Here is a 21,262-nt window from a genome sequence, read left to right as displayed (position 1 = left end):
GTTGATCGTTCTCCGGTCCAGTTTGTCTTGCCGCGCAACTTCTGATTTAGCTCTTGGGCTTGGGAAGTTGGGCTGGGACTGGGAATGGGACGTATCAAGTCGCGCGTCGTCGCAATTGCACTCGTTGTCGGAACGTACGGATGCGCTGGATTTGCGGCGCTCGCAGAGCCGGCCAGGCAGCCCACAGCGCCAGCCAGGCAGGCTGGACTTGCCGCACCGGCCAAACAACCCGCGGCGCAGGCCAAGCCAACGGGCTCGCGGAACGCAAGGCTCTATTTCCTGCGCGAGAAGGGCATTTTCGGCGCGATGGGCGGAATGGCAGCCTCGTCGGAAATCCTGATCGACGGCAAGTCCGTCGGAAAGGTCGACATGGGGACGTTCTTCTTCGTCGACCGGCCGCCGGGCGTCCACAAGATCGCCTCCCACATGAAGATGTCGATGACGGACTATGAGGTCGAGGTCCCCGTCGAGGCCGGCAAGACCTACTATTTCGGCGTCGGGGTGCAGCGGACGGGCGCCATCGGCCAGGACCTCCTCAACCAGGCCTTCGCCGGCAGCAGCGGCCAGCAGATCCGGTCCTCTTCGCCGTTCAAATCAGCCTTTGCGGGCGCGGGCCTGTTCCGCCTGGAGCCGGCCGCCGGCGCTGCGGCGATCGAGAAACTGAAGCAGCCGTGAGTGTTCCCGGCAGTTTCGCGGGGCGCGGCGGCCTGCCCCGCAATTAAGCTTGAGCCGCATTGACCGTGCATATCCGGGATTTTCGTACCCCATCGAGGCTTGCCGTCGGCAAATTTCGCGGCTATGTCCTGTCCCTCACGCTCCCTTCGTCTAGCGGTTAGGACGCGGCCCTCTCAAGGCTGAAACAGGGGTTCGATTCCCCTAGGGAGCGCCATTGCCTTGAAGCTACCTTCCCTTGATCTCGATTTGATTGTTCCCCCCGCTGGGTGAGCGCTTGTGGCATTGGCGATCAACGTTCGAGCCGATAACAATTCAGCAAGTGAGATCGAGCGGCTGTGGGATCAGGTCGTAGCGTTCGAAGTCGAGCCTTCGATGCGCACCCTTGGCTACCGGCCACATTTTACATTTGCGATCTACGACTCGCCTGCGATCGACGAAAAGATAGCATGGGCGGCCATGCTGGCGGCCGTCGCTGGCGAAGCGCAATTTCGCATCGAGTTCAAACGGATTCGTTGGTTCGCAGGCTCGCCTCTCGTTCTCTGGGCGGAGCCGAACTCCAATGAGGCGCTAACCCGCATCCACAGCTCCGTCAGCGCCGCAATCGACCCGGCGCATTGCCGCCCTCATTACCGGCCCGGGGCATGGACGCCGCATTGTACGCTCGGCTTGCGCATCGCCGATGAGCGGCGTGATGACGCGATTGCTTTTGCGCGATCGTTTGATCGAAGCATGGAAGTGCTGTTCGACGTGGCAGATTGCGTTGCCTTTCCGCCGGTTCAGGTAATCGCTGAGCAGCGATTGCCCCCGTAGTCGATGGCACGGCCACGGTGGGCAAGGTCGGTAGCTTCGACGCCAAGTCGCTAGCAAACATGTTGCAGGCGAAGGCGATCTCGGCGGAGTTAAAGGTGATCTTCTCGCCCAGGGCATACCATCGAACTCGGTGTTCTCTCTTCATAAGGATCTCGGCCATGCCGGTGTGCTCGTGGGTGTCGATAATCACGCCGACGGCCGTTTCCAGATCGAAGCGCGTCTGAATGTTCATCCAGAACGCAGCGCCAGTCTTGAAGAATTTTCCGAGCTGCAGCGCAGTATCGGCCGTGACGGGCTTTTCCTCGCGCGCAATGTGCCCGATCCGGGTGCGCGGCACGTTCAGGGCGGCCGCGATCGCGTAGGGTGTCAGTTTGAGCGGAACGAGAAATTCCTCGCGCAGGATTTTGCCGGTCGCTTTCTCCGCCTCTGCGATCACTGCGCCTGCAATCGCTTCAGGTCGGCAATGGCGGCACGATACTCTCGAAACGAGGTCGGGCATCCGTCTCGCGCGGCCGCAAACTCGTTCCGGGCCGCGACTGTGTCGTTGGCCTTGAGCTGAACAATCCCACCGTAATAGTGCGCCTCGCAGGTTTGATCTGAATTCCTGGCCGAAGCCAGGGCTGCGGCGGGAGTGATCCGGCCGACGAGCAATTCGCCAACGGTTCTCGGCCAATCCCTGAGCTGGCCCTTGTCGAGTGCAGCAGACAGCGCGATGCCCGCATCGGCAGATCGTCCCTGCATCCGCGCCACCGATCCCCAAATCACGCCGTAGCCATCGGGATCGGAAAACCGCGCCTCCCGGTCATAGTCCGAAGCGGCATCCCTGAAATCGCCTCTCCGATAGTACGCATCTCCCCGGGCCGCGTAGTAGTCAGTCGCGACGCGATCGGCCTCCGGACGACTCACCTCCTGGTCTTTGGCAAAGGTGGTGTTCTTGTCGGGTCCAAGCCTGATGGCATCGGTGAAATCCCGGATCGCCTCGTCCAGCCTGTCCTCGGACATATAAATCTGCCCGCGAATGAACCGGCTTGCGGCACCTGAGGGATCAAGATTGATGGCCTCGGTGAGAGAAGCGATTGCGCGTGTGGTGTCGCCCTTTTTGGCCAAGGTCAGTCCCAGCTCGTGATGAGCGTAGTTGTTCTTCGGGTTGAGCCTGACCGCCTCGGTGAAGTCGGCTTGAGCCGCATCCATGTTGCCGAGTGCAAAATTTCCGAAGCCATGCTTGAGCAATGCCATGGATCTTGCACCGGGAGGTAGTCTGGCGTCCTGGGAGAGGCTGCTGCACGCTGCCATCATGCGCGGGACATCGGTGCTGTCCTGACAATCGTTCAGGTCTTGTGGGGTGGCCGCAAACGCGCTTGCCGCCGAGACGACGATGAAGATGATCAAAGCTGCCCTGCAGCCGATGCGCAGGCCCTGATTTGACATTGCAGACATTTCGCCCCCTTGCACGACACACTTGGCCGATGATCCCGACGCAGGCAACGCGACCTGCCGCGACGGCAACCTTATAGCGATCTTTTCCATCGTTCTACCGGAGGCTTGTTGGTCCGTTGCCCTTCGGGCAAGACATGCCGCGAGGTCGCGAGCGCATGCAGCATCGGCATCAGTGGCGGTAGTCGTTCTCCCCAAAATCTGCACTATGCGCTCCGCGCCTCCGGAGCTGCTGCCGGGCCTTCGGAGGTTCTGGCAATAGCATGCGGAGTTTTGACATGAGCGGCTTGGTGATCTCTGGCGGCCGGGTGGTGGATCCCGCGAGCGGGATGGATGCCATTGGCGATGTGGCGGTGATGGACGGCAAGATCGCCGCGGTCGGCACGGGCCTCGGCGGCGCCGAGCAGGTGATCGACGCGACAGGGCTCGTGGTCGCGCCGGGCTTCATCGACCTCCACGCGCATGGCCAGTCGATCCCGGCCGACCGCATGCAGGCGTTCGACGGCGTGACGACGACGCTCGATCTCGAGGCCGGCGTGCTGCCGGTCGCCTCCTGGTATGAGCGCCAGGCGCGTAAGGGACGCGTGCTGAACTACGGCGCCGCCACCAACTGGGCCTTTGCGCGCATCGGTGCGATGACCGGCTCGAATGCGGAGAGCTCGCTGGAGGCGTTCGGCAACGCCATGCGCGATCGCCGCTGGATGGACAACGTGGCGAGCGATGCGGAGGTCGCCGGCATCCTCGAGCGTCTTTCGCGCGGCCTCAACGAAGGCGGCATCGGCATCGGCATCCTGAACGCCTATGCGCCGGGTGCCGGCGTGCAGGAGCTGACCGCGGTCTGCCAGCTCGCGGCGAGGCAGGACGTGCCGACCTTCACCCACGTCGCCTACATGTCGCGCGTCGACCCCGAAAGTGCGGCGGAAGCCTATATCCGCCTGATCGGCTATGCCGGCGCCACCGGCGCGCACATGCACATCTGCCATTTCAACTCGTCGAGCAAGACCGACATCGAGCGCTGCCGCGTGCTGGTCGAGAAGGCGCAGGCGCAGGGCTTGCCCATCACGGTCGAGGCCTATCCCTACGGCACCGGCTCGACCGTGCTGGCAGCGGCCTTCTTCAGTGATCCCCAGTTCGTCGAGCGCAACGGCACCGGTTATGACTCAGTGCAGCGCGTGACCGACGGTCACCGCTTCCGCGATCGCGAGGAGCTGCTGAAGGCGCAGGCCGAAGAGCCGTCCTCGCTGGTGCTCTGGCACATCCTCGATACCGACAATAATGCGCATCATCGCGATCTGCTCGATATGTCGGTGCTGTATCCCGGCGGCGCGATCGCGTCCGATGCGATGCCGTGGACGACGTCGGACGGCAAGACCTACACCGGCGATGCCTGGCCGTTGCCGGATGATGCCACCTCGCATCCGCGCTCGGCCGGCTGCTTCACGAAATTCATCCGCGAATGGGTGCGCGAGCGCAAGACCGTGTCGCTGCTGGAAGGCGTGCGCAAATGCGCGCTGATCCCCGCAGAGATCCTGTCGCAGAGCACGCCGGCGATGCGCGCCAAGGGCCGGCTCGCGATGGACGCCGATGCCGATATCGTCGTGTTCGACTACGAGAAGCTCTCGGACCGCGCGACCTTCACGGCGATGAACCGTCCGTCGGAAGGCGTGCGGCATCTGATCGTCAGCGGCCAGCCGCTGATCAGCGATGGTGTGCTGGACGTGGCAGCGCGGCCCGGCCGCCCCGTGCGCCGTCCCGTCGTCGAGGGCTGATCCCATGCCGGTCCCCATTCTCCTGGTGACGGGTTTTCTGGGGGCGGGCAAGACCACGGTCGTCAACCATCTGCTGGCGAACGCGGAGGGACGGCGTATCGCGGCAATCGTCAACGATTTCGGCGCGATCAACATTGACGCGGAGTTGATCGCGGGTGCGAGCGACGGCGTGGTCAGCCTCGCCAATGGCTGCATCTGCTGCTCGCTCGAAGGCGATCTCCTGCGCACGCTCTCGACGCTGCTTCGGCGCGATCCGAAGCCCGAATATATCGTCATCGAGACCAGCGGCGTCGCCGATCCCGCCGACATCGTCCGCAACCTGATGGACCCCGTGATCCTGCGCGAGGCGCCGCTGGAAACCGTGCTCTGCGTGATGGATGCGGCGACGCTGCCGGCGGCTCTGGATGATGCGCTGATGCGGTCGCAGCTGCGCGTCGCCGATATCGTGGCGCTGAGCAAGCTCGACCTGGCGGACGAGGGCGCAGGCGCCCGCATGCGCGAAGCCATCCGCGCGCAACGCGTCCCCGCCGTGGTGGTCGATGCCAGGCACGGCGAGATTCCGTCCGTGCTGCTGTTTCCCGCGGCTGTCAATCGTGCGCCCGCGCCGCGCGACCCTGGACCACGACGGCCGTCCGAGGAGCGCTTCGAGACGCTGAGCTGGACCTCGGACCAGCCGCTGTCGCTGCCGCGCCTGCAGCAGGCGATCGGCCGCCTGGCGCCAAAGCTTGCGCGCGCAAAAGGCCTGTTCGAGACCGTCGAGCAACCCGGGCGCCAGATGGTGTTTCAGTTCGCCGCCGGCCGCGCGACGCTCGCGCCCGGCGATGCGCCGGCACCGGGCGTGCCGCGCGCGCGGATCGTATTCATCGCCGAACTCGGCGTGCTCTCGAAGGCCGAGCTCGACGGGATCATGGAGGCGTGTATTGCGGGTGGGTGAAGCAAGCGATCACGCCAGAAGCACGCCCCTCACTTCACGCAAATTGCGCGATGCCGTTTCCGACGGACCAGTTCTCCGCGGGGGCGTCGAGCACGTTGACGAACACGTCCTCGGAGCGGATGCCCGGGTTTTCGCCGAGAAGCTCCGCGATCCGCCGGTACAGCGCCTTCTTCTGCTCCGCCGTGCGCGATGCGAACACAGTGATCTGGATCAGCACGGCGTCGTCGCTGCGTTTGACGCCATAGGCATTGCCGCAGCGGAAGTTCGAGGCGTCATGCTCGCTGATGGTCATGAACTCGTCGCCCTCGGGCACGTTCAGCGCCTCGCGCATGGCGAGGTACAAACCATCGAGGATCGCCTGCCGATAGGCTTCCGGTTTGCCGGCGCGCATCGAGATGTGAAGGAGAGGCATGGGCGGGTCCCTTTTGGCATGCGGGCCCGATCGGCCAGGGCGCACGCAAGCGCCGGCCGTTGGGCCCATTGACGGAACGGGCTATCAATCCCAATTAGTTTTTGACACGATGTCGAGAAAACACGTTATTGACGTCGTGTCAAATACTTTTGCCGGGCAGAGGAGCAGGATTTGAGGCCGCGCGAGTTCGACCACGACGACGTCCTGCGTATCGCGTTCGACCAGTTCTGGCGCAAGGGCGTGCGCGGCACGTCGCTGTCGGACATCGCGCGCGATGCCGGTGTTCAGCGCGGCAGCCTCTACAATGCCTTCGGCAGCAAGGAGGCGCTGTTCCTCCAGGCCTATGAGCGTTATGCGGGCGATTATCTCCTCGCCCTGCAAAAGGCGCTCGGCGCGGGCTCATTGCGAAAACGCCTCACCGCGTTTTTCGACCTGACCATCACCAACTTCCGCTCGGGCTCGCCACCGCGGGGATGTCCGACCACGCGCGGATTGATGGAGCTCGGCGCGGCCGAAGGGGAGGGCTTGGATGAAGACGCGCGTCAGGCCTTTGCGGGCCTCATCTCGCGCATCACCATGCTGGTTCAAGAGACGTTGGCGGCAGGCGCAGAGCGCGGCGAGTTCAATGGCAATCCCGCGGCCGCAGCGCTGCACATCATCACGGTGACGCGCGGCCTTGGCGTGCTCGAACGTGCCTTCGGCGACGAGCCGCAGCTGCGCAAGATCGCGGCTCACACCATCGATCTCGTGCTCGGCAAGAAGGGCGGTTAGGTCAGGCCGCAAAACGACGACCCCAGCGGTGGTGATCCCTGGGGCCGTCTGGAGGTTTTATGGAGGGCATCGAGCACTGCGTCTCCATGAGGACGTTGATAGCGCAAGGTCGCTTGAGATGCGACTAGAACCCATCAAAGCGTCAGCACAAGGCAAGCGCGTTGACGGCCCGCGTTGTCGCGATCTCGTTCTCGTTCCCGACGAACTGGCAAACGATGGATTCGAGTTCGCCCGGCTGGTTGCGGCGCGCGACCGCCAGCAGTCGCATCAATTCCGCCTCGTCCTGCGAGAGGCGCCGGCACGAGGGCGGCATGAAGCACAGTTCGCACGGCCGGCCGCTGCGCAGGATCCTGACGAGCGCAGCAGCACGCGCCACCAGCAGCGGACTGTCGGCGATGCCCGACGCCTCGTCGGCGAAGCGATAGGCCGCTTCCCAGCAATCGGAGGCGCCGGTCGTATAGGCCGCTCCGATGAATCGGAACAGCGACAGCGCAACGCGGGAAAATTCATCGTAGCTCTCGACGCAGGGACGCGCCGCAAGCGCGGCCTGGAGCGGACAGAGCCGCGGCTGGCCGGCTGTTTCGACTGGCGCAGAACCACACGTATCGTGGAGCATGAACGATCCCGTCAGTGCAGCGTGGGACTTCCGACCAGCCAGCTCTTCATCGCCATCGTCCGGTCATGGTCGAAAGACTGAACGTGTCGGTCGGGCAGAATGAGGCCGGCCATGCGGAAGATCGTTGCAAGCCCCTGCACGGGCGCGAGAGCCCAATCGGCACCGACCGGCGGCAGCCAGCTCTCGAACTGCTCGCGCGCGACGTCGATGCGTTCCTGCTGTGCCGCGGCGATCGCCCGCAAGATTCCATGCTCGCTGTCGGACATCTTCGGACAGGTCGGGCAATGAACTTCGATGGCCGTATGCGCCGTGCAAGCGAAGATCTCGATGATGGATTCCAGCGACGGCACGGCGTCGCCGACGCGAAAGTGGTCGTACACTTGCTGGATATCGGCCGCGGTCGGAACGGCGCTTCCGCTGCGTGCCTTGGCCCGAAATCCCCAGATGAAGAGCCGCTCCGCCGCGCACAGCGCGGGAAGGTCGAGGGACTTGCCATATGTCGATTGATGCATTGAGCCTCTGGCCTTTGCAGCTCACGCCACAGCTGGCGCTGATGATCTGCGCCGATCGTTCCGCCAGAGCCGACCGCAAGTCAACGCTTGGAGCGGCGATATCGAGGTCTTCTAGATCTAAAGAGCCGGGATCCCGGATGCAGCCAAGCCTCGCCGGCCTGCCAAGCCGCACGCAGTACGCCGGCGGCCACCGACGCAATTTTGCGGCGATTTGGGGAACCCGAATGCTTAAAGCTTCGCTAAGGGGTGCGGGATAAACTGGCATATCAGACCTTCCAATTCTTGCGAGCACCGATGTTTTTCTCCCGCATCAGTTTCAAGCTGGTCCTGATTGTCGGCATCAGCCTCCTCGGCATGATCGCTCTTGCGCCGATCGCGCTCTCGACCCTGCGCGCGCAGATGATCGCCGACCGCCAGGCCAAGACGCAGCACATGGTCGATGTCGGCTACGGCATCCTGGCGCACTATCAGACGCTCGAGAGCGAGGGGAAGCTGCCGCGCGAGCAGGCGCAGGCCGCCGCGATCGCAACGATCAAGAGCCTGCGTTATGACAAGGTCGAGTATTTCTGGATCAACGACATGGCCCCCAAGATGGTCATGCACCCGATCAAGCCCGAGCTCGACGGCAAGGATCTCTCTGGCATGAAGGACCCTGCCGGCAACGCGCTGTTCATGGGTTTCGTTGACGTCGTCAACAAGCAGGGCGCCGGCTTCTACAGCTATCTCTGGCCGAAGCCGGGCTTCGAGCAGCCGGTCGGAAAAATCTCCTATGTGAAGGGCTTTGCGCCCTGGGGATGGATCATCGGTACCGGCATTTATCTCGACGACGTCGATGCCGTTTTTCGCCAGAATGCGACGACATTCGCCTACATTTGTCTGGCCGTCCTGGTCCTGGTGCTGGCCTGCTCCTTCGTGATCGGCCGCAGCGTGACCCGGCCGCTCGCGAACATCACCGCGCTGACCGAGCGGCTCGCCGCCGGCGACAGCGCGTTCGAGGTGCCCTACACCGGCCGCAGCGACGAGGTCGGCGGGCTCGCCAAGGCGCTTGCCGTGTTCAAGGACAATGCGTCGGCGGTGAGCCGCATGCATGCCGAGCAGCAGGAGACCAAGCAGAGGGCCGACGACGAGAAACGCAAGACGATGGCCGATCTCGCCGGCAAGTTCGAGGCGAGCGTTCAGGCCGTCGTCCGCGACGTCTTCACCGAGGCGCGCGCGATGCAGCAGGCCGCGCAAGGCATGTCGGAGACCGCGAACAAGGCGACAGACCGCGCAAGCTTCGTCGCGACCGCCTGCCAGCAGGCGTCGAGCAATGTGCAGACAGTGGCGTCCGCCGCCGGCCAGCTGTCGTCCTCGATCACCGAGATCAGCCAGCGTGTCGCGCAGGCTGCAAACGTGGCCGACAAGGCGGCCGCGGACGGTCAGCGCACCAACGACACCGTGCAGGGGCTGGCCGTCGCCGCGCACAAGATCGGCGAGGTCATCGACCTCATCAACCAGATCGCCTCGCAGACCAACCTGCTCGCGCTCAACGCCACCATCGAAGCGGCGCGCGCCGGCGAGGCCGGCAGAGGATTTGCCGTGGTCGCGAGCGAGGTGAAATCGCTGGCGAGCCAGACCGCGAAGGCGACCGACGAGATCGGCGCGCAGATCACCGCGATCCAGGCCGAGACCAACCAGGTTGTCGGCAACATCGAGAGCATCCGCAAGACCATCATGGAGGTCAACGAGATCTCCTCGTCGATCGCCGCCGCTGTCGAGGAGCAGGGCGCCGCGACGCAGGCGATCGCCCACAGCGTGCAGGAGGCGGCGTCCGGCACCGACCAGGTCTCGCAGAACATCTCCGGTGTCACCGACGCCACGGCGGAAACGGGCCAGGCCGCGGGCCTCGTGCTGCAATCGAGCGGCCGGCTGTCGCAGAAGCTGCAATCACTGGAGAACGAGGTCAGCACCTTCGTTGCGGGCGTGCGGGCGGCCTGACATCGCGTTCATACTATCTGCCGTGACGCGGACTATCCGCCTCGTCACGGCGCGCGCGGGCAATTGATATTCCGGCCCGCGGGACCGGTCACCGCGACCGGCTTTCCCGCCCTTGACGGCTGCGGTTAAAGTGAAGAAGCAGGATCATCGAACCTGCCGACCCGCGCCTCGGCCCGCGGGCATGGAGACGCCGCATGTCGTTCAAGAAACTCCTGATCGCCAACCGTGGCGAGATCGCCATCCGCATCGCGCGCGCGGCGGCCGATGCCGGCATCGCGACGGTCGCGATCCATCCGGCCGATGACGCGCTGTCGCTGCACGCGCGTGTTGCCGACGAGGCGGTCGAAATCCCCGGCCGCGGCGCACGGGCCTATCTCGATATCGAAGCGGTGGTGAAGGCGGCGAAGAGCGCCGGCTGCGACGCGGTGCATCCCGGTTATGGCTTCCTCAGCGAGAACGCCGCGTTCGCCAAGGCTTGCGCGGATGCGGGCATCGCCTTCGTCGGGCCGAAGCCGGCCGCGCTTGAACTGTTCGGCGACAAGGTCGCGGCGCGGCAACTGGCGAAGCGTTGCGGCGTGCCGATCATCGCCGGCACCAGCGGGCCTTCGTCGCTGGAGGAGATCACGGCATTCTTCGAATCCCTCGGCAAGGGCGCGGCGATCGTGATCAAGGCGATGGCCGGTGGCGGCGGCCGCGGCATGCGTGTCGTGGAGAATGCCGCCGATCTCGCGGCAGCTTATGCGCGCTGCCAATCCGAGGCCAAGGCGGCGTTCGGCTTCGACGGCGTCTATGCCGAGCGCCTGATCCGCCAGGCCCGCCACATCGAGGTGCAGATCATCGGCGATCGCCATGGCGCGATCTCCCATCTCTGGGAGCGCGAATGCACCATCCAGCGCAGGCACCAGAAGCTGATCGAGGTGGCGCCGAGCCCGTCGCTCAGCGACGCCTTGCGCGGCCGCATCATCGAGGCTGCGAGGCAGCTCGCGACCGCGGCGGCTTACGACAATCTCGGCACCTTCGAGTTCCTGGTCGACGGCACGGCCGAGGACAGCTTTGCGTTCATCGAGGCCAATCCGCGGCTTCAGGTCGAGCACACCGTGACGGAGGAAGTGCTCGGTCTCGACCTCGTCCGGGCCCAGCTTGCGGTCGCCGCCGGCGCAACATTGGCCTCCCTTGGTTTGGCACAGGGCTCCATCCCAAAGCCGCGCGGCTACGCCATGCAGCTCCGCGTCAACATGGAGACGCTGGACGAGCTGGGGGCGACGCATCCGACCGGCGGCGTGCTCGCCGTGTTCGAGCCGCCGTCGGGGCCCGGCGTCCGCGTCGATAGTTTTGGTTATGCCAGCTATAAAACCAGCGCGGCGTTCGACTCCCTGCTGGCCAAGGTCATCGTGCACACGCCGGGCGAAGCCTGGCACGACGTCGTGGCAAAAGCCTCGCGCGCCTTGCGCGAGTTCAGGATCGACGGTGTCGTCACTAACATCGCCTTCCTCCAGGCCGTGCTCGCACATCCCGATTTCAGGACCAACCGCATTGCGACCGATTTCATCGATCGCAACATCGCAAAGCTGGTCGAGGCGGCCGATGGCGCGGCAAAGCCGCTCTATTTTGCCGCGACCGAGCGAAGCGGCCATGGCGCCGAGACGCACGTCGTGCAGATCGTGCCCGAAGGCGCGGTGATGGTCGCAGCGCCCTTGCAGGGAACCATCGTCACCATCCAGGTGAAGGAAGGCGAGATCGTGCGCCCGGGCCAGCAGCTCGCCGTGATCGAATCCATGAAGATGGAGCATCTGGTCATGGCCGAGCAGGGCGGCCGCGTCATGAAGCTCGTGGCCGCCGATGGCGTTACCCTGATGCATGGCGAACCGATCATGTATCTGGAGCCGCTCGACGTCGCGGCCGATGCGTCGGCAGCGGAAGCCGATGTCGATCTCGACCACATCCGCCCTGATCTTGCCGAGATGATCGCGCGCCAGGCCAATACGCTCGATGCCAACCGACCGGCCTCGGTCGAGCGCCGCCGCAACACCAACCAGCGCACCGCGCGCGAGAACGTCGCGCAGCTCGTCGACGACGGCTCGTTCATGGAATATGGCAGCCTTGCGATTGCAGCGCAGCGGCGCCGCCGTAAGCTCGACGATCTCATTAAGAGCACACCGGCCGACGGCCTCGTGATGGGTGTTGCGACGGTGAATGCCGACAAGTTCGGCGCCGAGGGCGGCCGCTGCATCGTCGTGGCCTATGACTACACCGTGCTCGCGGGCACACAGGGCCACATGAACCACAAGAAGATCGACCGCATGCTGACGCTTGCGGAAGACTGGCGCGTGCCGCTGGTGTTCTATGCCGAAGGCGGCGGCGGCCGGCCCGGCGACACCGACCGGCTCGGTATGACCGGCCTCGACGGCCCGTCCTTCGTCCAGTTCGCAAGGCTCTCCGGCCTCGTGCCGGTTATCGGCGTGGTCTCCGGCTATTGCTTCGCCGGCAACGCCGCGATGCTCGGCTGCTGCGACGTCATCATTGCCACCAGGAACGCCTCGATCGGCATGGGCGGTCCGGCGATGATCGAAGGCGGCGGTCTCGGCGTCTATCACCCGGCCGAGGTCGGCCCGGTCTCCTTCCAGTCACCGAACGGCGTGATCGACATCCTCGTCGAGGACGAGGAGGAGGCGACGCGGGTGGCGCAAAAATACCTGTCCTATTTCCAGGGCGCGGTGACGGAGTGGCAAGCGGCCGACCAGCGCCTGCTTCGTCGTGCGATCCCGGAGAACCGCCTGCGCGTCTATGACATCCGCAGCGTGATCGATCTCGTCGCCGACAAGGATTCCGTGTTGGAGCTGCGCCGCGACTACGGCGTCGGCATGATCACCGCGCTGATCCGCATCGAGGGCAAGCCGTTCGGTCTGATCGCCAACAATCCACGCCATCTCGGCGGCGCGATCGATGCCGACGCCGGCGACAAGGCCGCGCGCTTCCTCCAGCTCTGCGATGCCTTCGATCTGCCGATCGTCTCGCTCTGCGATACGCCCGGCTTCATGGTCGGCCCGGAGGCCGAGAAGACCGCGATCGTGCGCCACGTCTCGCGCATGTTCGTGACAGGTGCGAGCCTTACCGTACCGCTGTTCGGCATCGTGCTGCGCAAGGGCTATGGTCTCGGCGCGCAGTCGATGATCGGCGGCGGCTTCCACGCCTCCTTCTTCACCGCGGCCTGGCCGACCGGCGAATTCGGCGGCATGGGCCTGGAGGGGTATGTCCGCCTCGGCTTCCGCAAGGAGATGGAGGCGATCGCCGACCCCGAGGAGCGCGAGACCTATTATCGGAACAAGGTCGCCGAGCTCTATGCCAACGGCAAGGCGGTCTCGATCGCCTCGGTGTTCGAGATCGACAACGTCATCGACCCCGCCGAGACGCGGCGCTGGATCATGGCGGGCGTGCGCTCGGTGCCGAGGCCGCCCGCGAGGACGAAGAAGAAGCGACCCTGCATCGATACGTGGTGAGCGCAGTGCAGCAATAGCTGCGTCCCGGTTCCCGATTGACATCCCCGCCTGTGCTGCCAGACTTTGCACAATAATGCAGGGTGGAGACGTCCGCGATGGCCAGCCTTTCGGCCTCGAACCATGTCGCCCGTGTCTTGTCCGTCGCCAACCACGTGGCCGACGTCGATGCCTCGTCGCGGATCGCCAATTCCTGGCGGCGCTGCGTAATCAGCCACAAGCTCGATCCCGCGCGCCAGGGCCCGCCGCAGACGCTGACCGAGGCCGAGATCCGGCACGTCGCCGAACCGATGGAGGAGACGATCCGGCTCGCGATGCCCGAGCTCGACGATCTCGCCCGGGTGCTGCGCGAGGCCGGCTACTGCGTCAATCTGGCTGATACGAACGCGACCATGCTGTTCAGCCGCCTGCCGGGGGAAGCCGACGCAAAGATGTTCTTGGACTGGAAGATCTACACCGGCTCGAATTTCGCCGAGACCTTCGAGGGCACCAACGGGCTCGGCACCGCGCTTGCCGAAGAGAAGCCCATCCTGGTGCATCGCGACGAGCATTTCCGCGCGCAGTGGCACATGTTCTCCTGCGCCGTGGCGCCGTTGTTCGATCAGGCCGGCCGGCTCGCCGGTGCCGTGAACATCACCTCGTGCCGCGAGGATCTCGAACGCGCCGCGCATCAGCTCGCGCTCGCGGTGACGATGGAGGCGACGCGGCGGATGGAGGGCGCGATCTTCCGCGGCTATTTCCGCAACGCCTGGATCGCCACCGTGCCGGGCGACGGCGGCAGCGGCCTGCTCGCCTATGACGACGATCGCCGCATCGTCGGCGCCTGCCGTTCGGCGCGCGCGCTGCTGGGCCTCACAGACGGCTTGATCGCATCGGGCATCGATCTGTCGCGCTATATCAAGTTCGATCATCATGCTGCGCGTGGTGCGGACGAGGTCGTCGAGCTGCGCCGCGCCGACGGCAGCGCGCTCGGGCAGGGACATGTCGCGCCGCCGCTGCGGGCGAGGCCGTCCACTCTGCGTCGTGACGTTCCGGTCGATCGTTTCGATTCGCTGCATCGGCTCGCAGGTCGCGATCCTGGCCTGATCAAGAGCGTCAAACGGCTGCGGAGCATCGGCGACCACAATCTGCCGGTGCTGCTGCATGGCGAGACCGGCGTCGGCAAGGACGTGTTCGCGCGCGCGATTCATGCGGCGAGCAACCGCGCCCGCAACCGTTATGTCGCGCTGAACTGTGCGGCGATGCCGGAGAGCCTGATCGACGCCGAGCTGTTCGGCTATGAGGCCGGCGCCTTCACCGGCGCGCGCCGCGACGGCTCTAAGGGTCTGATCGTGCAGGCCGACGGCGGCACGCTGTTCCTCGACGAGATCGGCGACATGCCGATCGCGCTGCAGACGCGCCTGTTGCGCGTGCTCGAAAACCGCGAGGTCTGGCCGCTCGGCGCGCTCAAGCCGGTGCCGGTCGACATCCGCCTGATCAGCGCGACCCATCGCGATCTCAGCCGCATGGCGGAGGAGGGCGCCTTCCGCGCCGATCTCTACTTCCGCCTGCGCGGCATGGAGGTGCGACTGCCGGCGTTGCGCGAGCGCGCCGACAGAGACGATATCATCCGCCAGATCGCGCGCGAGGAGGCGCCGGATTGCCGCCTGTCGGAGGAGGCCTGGGCGTTGCTCTCGGCCTATCCCTATCCCGGCAACATGCGCCAGCTCCGCCACGTGCTGCGGCTTGCCGGCTGCACGGCCGAGGACGGCGTCATCATGGACGCCGATCTCGATCTGCCTCCGTTCGGTGGGAGGACGGAGCCGGATCTGGTGGCGGCAGAACGGGCGACGATTGTCGAGGCGCTACGCAAGCATGGTGGCCGCGTCACAGAGGCGGCGCGGGCGCTGAAGCTCAGTCGTGCCACGCTGTATCGCAAGATCAAGCAGCTGAAGATCGAGACGGCGCAGTAGCGTTCAGTCGCATGCGGCGTTCTTTCTTCCCCCCTCCCCTTGTGGGAGAGGGTGGATCGCCGCGTAGCGGCGAGACGGGTGAGGGGTCTGCCTCCGCGGATTCACCTCGCCATTTGCGTGCGCGGAAAGATACCCCTCATCCGGCGCGTCGCGCCACCTTCTCCCGCAAGGGGAGAAGGAAGGGGCACCGAGACTAGGGCGCGCTCTTACGAAAAATCGCTCCAGCTCAGATGCCGGGAATCGAGGTCGCCGACTGAAACGGTGCCGCGGATCTCGTGAGGAACGTGGAAGCTGCTACGCAGATACACCAGCGGCGCGGCCTCGTCGGAATGCGAGACGCCGCGCACCTCGCCGACGAAGATCGAATGCGTCTTGGTCTCGAACTCCTGCGCCAGCACGCAGTCGAATGCGGCGACCGCATCCGTCAGCACCGGCGCGCCGGTTGTGCCGCGCGTCCACTGCCCGAAGGCAAATCGGTCGTCGCCGTTGACGCCCTTCTGGCCGCTGAAGGTGAGCGCGAGCAGGGCATGGTCCTCGTGCAAGAAGTTGATCGCGAAGGCGCCTTCCTCGCGGATTCGCGCATGTGCGCTGGCGTTGCGGTTGACGCAGACGATCAGGGACGGCGGATTGTCCGATAGCGAGCAGGCTGATGTCACCGTCAGCCCGGTGCGCTTGCCGTGCTCGGCGCCAACCGTGACCAGCGCAACCGCGCCGGCGCATTGGCGCATTGCAAGTTTGAAATCCTTTGCGTCGACGCTCACGCCGAAATCTCCGAAACGGGGGCGGGTGCGACACGATTGCGCCGCACCCGCCGCGCGTCAAGCGGCCTTCTTCGCGGAGCCGAGATGCTTCAGGCGCGGCATCACCTCTTTGCTGAGCAGCGAGAGCGAATGGCGCCAGGCCTCCGGCTTGTGCTTGTAGTCGAAGCCGAACACCAGCAGCACGCCGAAGCCGCCGACCTCGTCGTAGATCTTCTCGATCTTTTCGGCGACGGTTGCGGGCGAGCCGACGATCCAGTTCCGCTTGGCGCAATATTCGACGGTGACGTCGCTATCGGGCACGTCGGGCGCGTGCTTCAAATAGTCCTTGAAGCCGAAATGGCCGAGCAGGGGCAGGAAGTACTCTCCCATCATCCGGCCCATCATGTCGCCGGTCGAGAGCTTCCAGGCCTCCTCGTCGGTGTCGGCGACGAACACCTCACGTACGAGGCGCCAATCCGCGCGGTTCGGCTTGCGGCCGGTCTTGGCGGCGCCGATCTCGACCGAATCCCAATGGCTGCCGACATAGGCCGGATTGAGGTTGAGGCTCATCGGGATGAAGCCGCGCTCGCCGGCGAGCTTCAGCGTGTCCGAGTTCTTCGAGAGCCCGGCAACGCCGATCGGCGGATGCGGGGCCTGGAGCGGCTTGATGTGGGGCTTGAGGAAGTCGAACATCGTGTCCGGCTTGGTCACCGTCCAGAACTTGCCCTTGTAGGTGAAGGGCGCGGGATCGGACCAAAGCTTCAGGATGATCTCCAGCGCCTCGCGGGTCATGTCGCGGTTCTGCCCGCTCATGCCGTCGACGTTGAACATCGCCCAGTCGCTCGGCAGGCCGCTAGCGGCGACACCGAAATTGAGCCGGCCCTCGGAGAGATGATCGAGCATCGCGACGCGGTTGGCGAGCTCCGCCGGGTGGTGATAGGGCAGCAGGAAGCCGCCCGGCCCGATGCGAATATTCTTGGTCTGCATCAGCGCCTGCGCGATCAGGAGGTCCGGCGTGGGATTGGGTTCCCAGGGTGCGGTGTGGTGCTCGCCGACCCAGGCCTCCTGATAGCCGAGCTCGTCGAGCCAGCGCATGACTTGCAGGTCCCAGTCGTTTCCTTCCTTCAGGCCGCACTCCGGCGGATGCGAAGGCATCGTGAAATAGCCGATCTCCATGGGTTTCCTCATCTGATGTTGACGCGTCTTGTTGCGCGTTCCCGGACTTGAACAGGACAGCTTTAGCAAGCGGTGTGCCACCGCATCGCAAGCCGTGTGCCAGCGCGGCGAGCGCCTCAGATCCGCGAAAAATCGCTGGTTTGAGGCGGCAATAGCCGATATCCCGGGGCGGATTTGCGGGCGTCCGTCTCATTGTCGCGAGACGGCGTCTTGCCGGTGAGACCAAGGATACCCGTTGAGATGACCGAACCCGCCTATGTCGCGGTGGACTGGGGCACCAGTAGCTTCCGCCTCTGGCTGATCGACCGTGCCGGCCAGCTGCTGGCTGAACGTCGCAGCGATGAGGGCATGCTGGCCGCGGCCAAGGCCGGCTTTGCCGGTGTGCTGCAGTCGCATCTCAAGGCTGTCGAGGCCCCGGCCCAGCTGCCGGTGCTTGTCTGCGGTATGGCCGGCGCCAAGACCGGCTGGGTCGAGGCCGGCTATGTTGACACGCCTGCGCCGCTCTCTGCCGTGCTGAAGCAGGCCGCGCTTGTGCCCGGCGAGACGCGCGATATTCGCATCCTGCCCGGGATCGCGCAGCGCGATACCAGGGCGCCGGACGTGATGCGCGGCGAGGAGACGCAGCTGCTCGGCGCACTCGGCCTCGAGGCCGCAGGCGAAGCGCTGGTCTGCATGCCCGGCACGCATTCGAAATGGGTGCGCGTGAAGGACGGCACGGTCGCGCATTTCTCCACCTTCATGACCGGCGAGCTCTTCAGCGTGGTCTCGCGCGAGACGATCTTGTCGCTCGCGGTCGCCGGTGCCGATGATGCCGAGGATGTTGCGAGCTTCAAGGCGGCCGTGAAAGCCGCGTATGAAGCGCCGGCCTTTGCGGCCAACCTTCTGTTCACTGCGCGGTCGCGGCAGCTCCTGTTCGGCGGCACGCCGGCCGCCGCGCGCGAGACGCTGTCGGGCACGTTGATCGGCGTCGAGCTGGCGGCAGGGCTCTCCGGCACGGTGCCGAAAGCGGGCATCACGCTGATTGCCTCCGGGCGGCTCGCGATGCTGTACCGGCTCGCCTTCGATGCGCTGTCGGTCACCGTGCAGCCGATCGATGCCGATGAAGCCGTTCGCCGCGGCCTGTCGATGGCTGCTGCCGCGATCTGGACGAAATGAGAGGAATCTTGAGATGAGCGTTCCCTTTCCGCCGATGAAGCGGCCGCTGGTCGCGATCCTGCGTGGCGTGAAGCCCGAGGAGACCGAGGCGATCGTCGGCGTGCTGATCGAGGCCGGCATGACCGCGATCGAGATTCCCCTGAATTCGCCGGAGCCGTTCCGCTCGATCGCGACTGCCGCGAAGCTCGCGCCGGCCAGCGTCCTGATCGGCGCCGGCACGGTGCTGACCGCCGCAGATGTCGATCGTCTCAATGACGTCGGCGGCAAGTTGATGGTTTCGCCGAATGTGGATACGCAGGTGCTCACGCGTGCACACCAGTACGCCATGGTGACGTTGCCGGGCGTGTTCTCGCCGACCGAGGCGCTGCTCGCGGCGCGCTCCGGAGCATCGGGCCTGAAATTCTTTCCGGCCAGCGTGCTCGGTGCGTCCGGTATTGCCGCGATCCGCGCCGTGCTGCCGGCGGGCGTGATGATCGCCGCCGTCGGCGGCGTCTCCGACCAGAATTTTGCCGAGTACATGAAGGGCGGCGTGACCGCGTTCGGGCTCGGCTCCAGCCTCTACAAGCCCGGCATGACGGCCGCCGATGTCGCCGCTCGCGCAAAGGTGACAATCGCGGCCTATGATCGGGCGATTGTGAAAGACTGACCCAGAAATAAACAAGCCGTGATCCCGTCATAGCCGCGCTTTATCCTATCTTGCTGCACCAGCGAGATCAGGAGACCGACATGGCGATCAACAACGTAGCCGATCTGTTCGTGGCAACGCTCGAGCAGGCCGGCGTCAAGCGCATCTACGGCATCGTCGGCGACAGTCTGAACGGTCTCACCGAGGCGCTGCGCCGCCGCGGCACCATCGAATGGATTCATGTCCGCCACGAGGAGGTGGCGGCCTTCGCGGCTGCCGGCGAAGCCGAGATGACCGGAAGCCTTGCGGTGTGCGCAGGCTCCTGCGGCCCGGGCAATCTGCATCTGATCAACGGGCTGTTCGACGCGCATCGCAGCCGTGTTCCCGTGCTCGCGATCGCCGCGCAGATCCCCTCGGCGGAGATCGGCGGCGGCTATTTCCAGGAAACCCATCCGCAAAACCTGTTTCGGGAATGCAGCCATTATTGCGAGCTGGTCTCGGACCCGAGCCAGCTTCCTTTCGTGCTGGAGAACGCGATCCGCGCGGCCGTGGGCCTGCGCGGCGTTGCCGTGATCGCCATGCCCGGCGATGTCGCGTTCCGCAGCCCGCCCAAGCGCGCGCTATCGATGACGCGCGGGCTCGCGCTGTCGGCGCCGAAGGTCGTGCCGCAGGCCGACGAGCTGAAGGCGCTCGCGGACCTCCTGAACAGCGCCGAGCGCATCACCCTGTTCTGCGGCCGCGGCTGTGCGGGTGCGCACGCGCCGCTGATGCAGCTGGCAGAAGCGCTGAAGAGCCCGATCGTGCATGCGCTCGGCGGCAAGGAGCATGTCGAGTACGATAACCCCTACGACGTCGGCATGACCGGCTTCATCGGTTTCTCCTCAGGCTATGCCGCCATGCACGCCTGCGACGCGCTGGTGATGCTCGGCACCGATTTCCCTTACAAGCAGTTCTTCCCCACCGATGCGCAGGTCGCGCAGATCGACATCCGCCCGGAAAATCTGGGACGGCGCTGCAAGATCGATCTCGGCCTCGTCGGCGACGTCAAGCTGACCATCGAGGCGTTGCTGCCGCTGCTCAAGACCAAGACGCAGCGGAGGCATCTCGACGACGCCATCGCGCATTACAAGAAAGCGCGCGAAGGGCTCGACTCGCTTGCGAAGGGGACACCGGGCAGCAAGCCGATCCATCCGCAATATCTGGCAAAAGTCATCAGCGACCATGCCTCTGATGACGCCGTCTTCACCGCCGATGTCGGTACGCCCACGGTGTGGGCCGCGCGCTATCTCGACATGAACGGCCGCCGCCGGCTGATCGGCTCGTTCGTGCATGGCTCGATGGCCAACGCGATGCCGCAGGCGATCGGCGCGCAGGCCTCGCAGCCCGGCCGCCAGATCATCTCGCTCTCCGGCGACGGCGGCTTCACCATGCTGATGGGTGACCTGATCACGCTGACCCAGATGAAGCTGCCGGTGAAAATCGTCGTCTTCAACAACGGCGTGCTCGGCTTCGTTGCGCTGGAGATGAAGGCGGCCGGGTTCGTCGACACCAATGTCGATCTTGAGAATCCCGATTTCGCGGCGATGGCGCGCGCGATGGGCATTTTCGCCAAACGCGTCGAGGACCCCGGTGAGCTTCCGGGCGCCGTGAAGGAGATGCTCGCCCATGACGGACCCGCGCTGCTCGACGTCGTCACGGCGAAGCAGGAGCTGTCGATGCCGCCGACCATCACGCCCGAGCAGATCAAGGGTTTCAGCCTCTGGGTGCTGCGCGCGGTGATGAACGGGCGTGGCGATGAGGTGCTCGATCTCGCGAAGACCAACCTGTTGCCGCGCTAGCCGCGCTTCACCGAAGGCGCGGGCAGCCGCTCGTGGCGGTGCTGGAAGCGCTGCCAGTGCAGCACGATGCCGATCAGCAGGGCCGGCACGAAGCCGAGTGCGATCAGGAAATACGGCAGCTGCGTCGGCGAGATGAATGCAATGGCGATATCGGAGATCAGCCAGAGCGCTGCGAACATCACCGCGAAATCGGTGCGCGGGCAGCGCAAATAGTAGAACACGGCGGTGATGACGATGGCGGGCCCGATCGCGATGCCGATCATCACCGCGGTCAGCTCCTTCGGCGTCAGCGCGTCGAGCACCATCGACGCCAGCAGCCAGAGCGCGGCGAACATGGCGATGATGTCGAGCGGATGCCGCAATCCAATACCT

General features: G+C 65.3%; 18 protein-coding genes, 1 tRNA gene and 1 pseudogene. 12 read left to right on the top strand and 8 right to left on the bottom strand.

Going from position 1 to position 21,262, the window contains the following annotated elements:
* Positions 1–84 precede the first annotated feature (84 nt).
* From AB7531_RS37100 to AB7531_RS37090, 3 genes and pseudogenes are all read left to right on the top strand, one after another.
* Entirely contained in the window at positions 85–675 is a 591-nt protein-coding gene (locus AB7531_RS37100) for a DUF2846 domain-containing protein (RefSeq protein ID WP_063985477.1), read from the top strand.
* A gap of 139 nt (positions 676–814) precedes the next feature.
* Positions 815–889, top strand: a tRNA-Glu gene (locus AB7531_RS37095).
* 158 nt (positions 890–1,047) lie between these two features.
* Positions 1,048–1,329 (top strand): annotated as a pseudogene (locus tag AB7531_RS37090) (2'-5' RNA ligase family protein); the annotation flags it as partial.
* On the opposite strand, the gene AB7531_RS37085 reads toward AB7531_RS37090, so the two are convergent.
* Entirely contained in the window at positions 1,265–1,984 is a 720-nt protein-coding gene (locus AB7531_RS37085) for a HigA family addiction module antitoxin (RefSeq protein WP_341850541.1), read from the bottom strand. The pseudogene AB7531_RS37090 and the gene AB7531_RS37085 overlap by 65 nt on opposite strands.
* Positions 1,918–3,012, bottom strand: a complete 1,095-nt coding sequence (locus AB7531_RS37080) for a tetratricopeptide repeat protein (protein WP_084795304.1) — start codon at positions 3,010–3,012, stop codon at positions 1,918–1,920. Before AB7531_RS37080 ends, AB7531_RS37085 begins: the two co-directional genes overlap by 67 nt.
* Before the next feature lie 185 nt (positions 3,013–3,197).
* Between AB7531_RS37080 and AB7531_RS37075 the strand changes: the two genes are divergently transcribed.
* Together AB7531_RS37075 and AB7531_RS37070 are read left to right on the top strand one after the other, a co-directional pair.
* Complete coding sequence (locus tag AB7531_RS37075) at positions 3,198–4,688, top strand: amidohydrolase family protein (protein WP_063985473.1); 1,491 nt, start codon at positions 3,198–3,200, stop codon at positions 4,686–4,688.
* A 4-nt stretch (positions 4,689–4,692) separates the two neighbouring features.
* The gene (locus AB7531_RS37070; RefSeq protein ID WP_063985472.1) at positions 4,693–5,622 is read left to right on the top strand and encodes a CobW family GTP-binding protein; all 930 of its coding nucleotides are present in this window, start codon (positions 4,693–4,695) and stop codon (positions 5,620–5,622) included.
* Positions 5,623–5,656: 34 nt separating this feature from the next.
* Here AB7531_RS37070 and AB7531_RS37065 read toward each other — a convergent pair whose 3' ends face one another.
* The gene (locus AB7531_RS37065) at positions 5,657–6,034 is read right to left on the bottom strand and encodes a tautomerase family protein (RefSeq protein WP_063985471.1); all 378 of its coding nucleotides are present in this window, start codon (positions 6,032–6,034) and stop codon (positions 5,657–5,659) included.
* Positions 6,035–6,205: 171 nt separating this feature from the next.
* On the opposite strand from AB7531_RS37065, the gene AB7531_RS37060 reads away from it, so the two are divergent.
* Positions 6,206–6,805, top strand: a complete 600-nt coding sequence (locus AB7531_RS37060; RefSeq protein WP_063985470.1) for a TetR/AcrR family transcriptional regulator — start codon at positions 6,206–6,208, stop codon at positions 6,803–6,805.
* A gap of 142 nt (positions 6,806–6,947) precedes the next feature.
* Here the strand turns inward: AB7531_RS37060 and AB7531_RS37055 are convergent, their stop codons facing one another.
* Positions 6,948–7,421, bottom strand: coding sequence for a hypothetical protein (locus tag AB7531_RS37055; protein WP_063985469.1), 474 nt, complete (start codon positions 7,419–7,421; stop codon positions 6,948–6,950).
* An 11-nt stretch (positions 7,422–7,432) separates the two neighbouring features.
* Entirely contained in the window at positions 7,433–7,933 is a 501-nt protein-coding gene (locus AB7531_RS37050; protein WP_063985468.1) for a hypothetical protein, read from the bottom strand.
* A gap of 294 nt (positions 7,934–8,227) precedes the next feature.
* On the opposite strand from AB7531_RS37050, the gene AB7531_RS37045 reads away from it, so the two are divergent.
* From AB7531_RS37045 to AB7531_RS37035, 3 genes are all read left to right on the top strand, one after another.
* Entirely contained in the window at positions 8,228–9,910 is a 1,683-nt protein-coding gene (locus tag AB7531_RS37045) for a methyl-accepting chemotaxis protein (protein WP_063985467.1), read from the top strand.
* A 194-nt stretch (positions 9,911–10,104) separates the two neighbouring features.
* Complete coding sequence (locus tag AB7531_RS37040) at positions 10,105–13,407, top strand: acetyl-CoA carboxylase family protein (RefSeq protein ID WP_063985466.1); 3,303 nt, start codon at positions 10,105–10,107, stop codon at positions 13,405–13,407.
* 95 nt (positions 13,408–13,502) lie between these two features.
* Entirely contained in the window at positions 13,503–15,356 is a 1,854-nt protein-coding gene (locus AB7531_RS37035; RefSeq protein WP_063985465.1) for a sigma-54-dependent Fis family transcriptional regulator, read from the top strand.
* A gap of 206 nt (positions 15,357–15,562) precedes the next feature.
* Here the strand turns inward: AB7531_RS37035 and AB7531_RS37030 are convergent, their stop codons facing one another.
* Complete coding sequence (locus tag AB7531_RS37030) at positions 15,563–16,117, bottom strand: flavin reductase family protein (RefSeq protein ID WP_187387815.1); 555 nt, start codon at positions 16,115–16,117, stop codon at positions 15,563–15,565.
* A gap of 57 nt (positions 16,118–16,174) precedes the next feature.
* Positions 16,175–17,272 carry an LLM class flavin-dependent oxidoreductase gene (locus AB7531_RS37025; protein ID WP_063985464.1) on the bottom strand — a complete coding sequence of 366 codons (1,098 nt, stop codon included), beginning with the start codon at positions 17,270–17,272 and terminating at the stop codon, positions 16,175–16,177.
* 240 nt (positions 17,273–17,512) lie between these two features.
* Between AB7531_RS37025 and AB7531_RS37020 the strand changes: the two genes are divergently transcribed.
* The 3 genes from AB7531_RS37020 (at position 17,513) to poxB (ending at position 20,890) form a co-directional block, all read left to right on the top strand.
* Positions 17,513–18,427, top strand: coding sequence for a 2-dehydro-3-deoxygalactonokinase (locus AB7531_RS37020; protein WP_063985463.1), 915 nt, complete (start codon positions 17,513–17,515; stop codon positions 18,425–18,427).
* Positions 18,428–18,440: 13 nt separating this feature from the next.
* On the top strand, positions 18,441–19,073 hold the full coding sequence (locus AB7531_RS37015) for a 2-dehydro-3-deoxy-6-phosphogalactonate aldolase (protein WP_063985462.1): 633 nt from the start codon (positions 18,441–18,443) through the stop codon (positions 19,071–19,073).
* Positions 19,074–19,153: 80 nt separating this feature from the next.
* Positions 19,154–20,890, top strand: a complete 1,737-nt coding sequence (gene poxB, locus AB7531_RS37010; protein WP_063986686.1) for a ubiquinone-dependent pyruvate dehydrogenase — start codon at positions 19,154–19,156, stop codon at positions 20,888–20,890.
* On the opposite strand, the gene AB7531_RS37005 is transcribed toward poxB, so the two are convergent.
* Positions 20,887–21,252, bottom strand: a complete 366-nt coding sequence (locus AB7531_RS37005) for a hypothetical protein (protein WP_038942774.1) — start codon at positions 21,250–21,252, stop codon at positions 20,887–20,889. The genes poxB and AB7531_RS37005 overlap by 4 nt on opposite strands.
* Positions 21,253–21,262 lie beyond the last annotated feature (10 nt).

The organism is Bradyrhizobium sp. 63_E2_N1_3, assembly GCF_052076005.1.
Lineage (GTDB): Bacteria > Pseudomonadota > Alphaproteobacteria > Rhizobiales > Xanthobacteraceae > Bradyrhizobium > Bradyrhizobium barranii.
Note: the sequence above shows the minus strand (reverse complement) of the source record. Positions and strands in the feature narration are given on the sequence as shown.

Coding starts and splice junctions, on each gene's coding strand:
- AB7531_RS37035 (WP_063985465.1), top strand. CDS start 13,503: ATGGCCAGCCTTTCGGCCTCGAACCATGTCGCCCGTGTCTTGTCCGTC.
- AB7531_RS37075 (WP_063985473.1), top strand. CDS start 3,198: ATGAGCGGCTTGGTGATCTCTGGCGGCCGGGTGGTGGATCCCGCGAGC.
- AB7531_RS37040 (WP_063985466.1), top strand. CDS start 10,105: ATGTCGTTCAAGAAACTCCTGATCGCCAACCGTGGCGAGATCGCCATC.
- AB7531_RS37015 (WP_063985462.1), top strand. CDS start 18,441: ATGAGCGTTCCCTTTCCGCCGATGAAGCGGCCGCTGGTCGCGATCCTG.
- AB7531_RS37065 (WP_063985471.1), bottom strand. CDS start 6,034: ATGCCTCTCCTTCACATCTCGATGCGCGCCGGCAAACCGGAAGCCTAT.
- AB7531_RS37070 (WP_063985472.1), top strand. CDS start 4,693: ATGCCGGTCCCCATTCTCCTGGTGACGGGTTTTCTGGGGGCGGGCAAG.
- AB7531_RS37080 (WP_084795304.1), bottom strand. CDS start 3,012: ATGGAAAAGATCGCTATAAGGTTGCCGTCGCGGCAGGTCGCGTTGCCT.
- AB7531_RS37045 (WP_063985467.1), top strand. CDS start 8,228: ATGTTTTTCTCCCGCATCAGTTTCAAGCTGGTCCTGATTGTCGGCATC.
- AB7531_RS37085 (WP_341850541.1), bottom strand. CDS start 1,984: ATGCCCGACCTCGTTTCGAGAGTATCGTGCCGCCATTGCCGACCTGAA.
- AB7531_RS37050 (WP_063985468.1), bottom strand. CDS start 7,933: ATGCATCAATCGACATATGGCAAGTCCCTCGACCTTCCCGCGCTGTGC.
- AB7531_RS37100 (WP_063985477.1), top strand. CDS start 85: ATGGGACGTATCAAGTCGCGCGTCGTCGCAATTGCACTCGTTGTCGGA.
- AB7531_RS37025 (WP_063985464.1), bottom strand. CDS start 17,272: ATGGAGATCGGCTATTTCACGATGCCTTCGCATCCGCCGGAGTGCGGC.
- AB7531_RS37055 (WP_063985469.1), bottom strand. CDS start 7,421: ATGCTCCACGATACGTGTGGTTCTGCGCCAGTCGAAACAGCCGGCCAG.
- AB7531_RS37020 (WP_063985463.1), top strand. CDS start 17,513: ATGACCGAACCCGCCTATGTCGCGGTGGACTGGGGCACCAGTAGCTTC.
- poxB (WP_063986686.1), top strand. CDS start 19,154: ATGGCGATCAACAACGTAGCCGATCTGTTCGTGGCAACGCTCGAGCAG.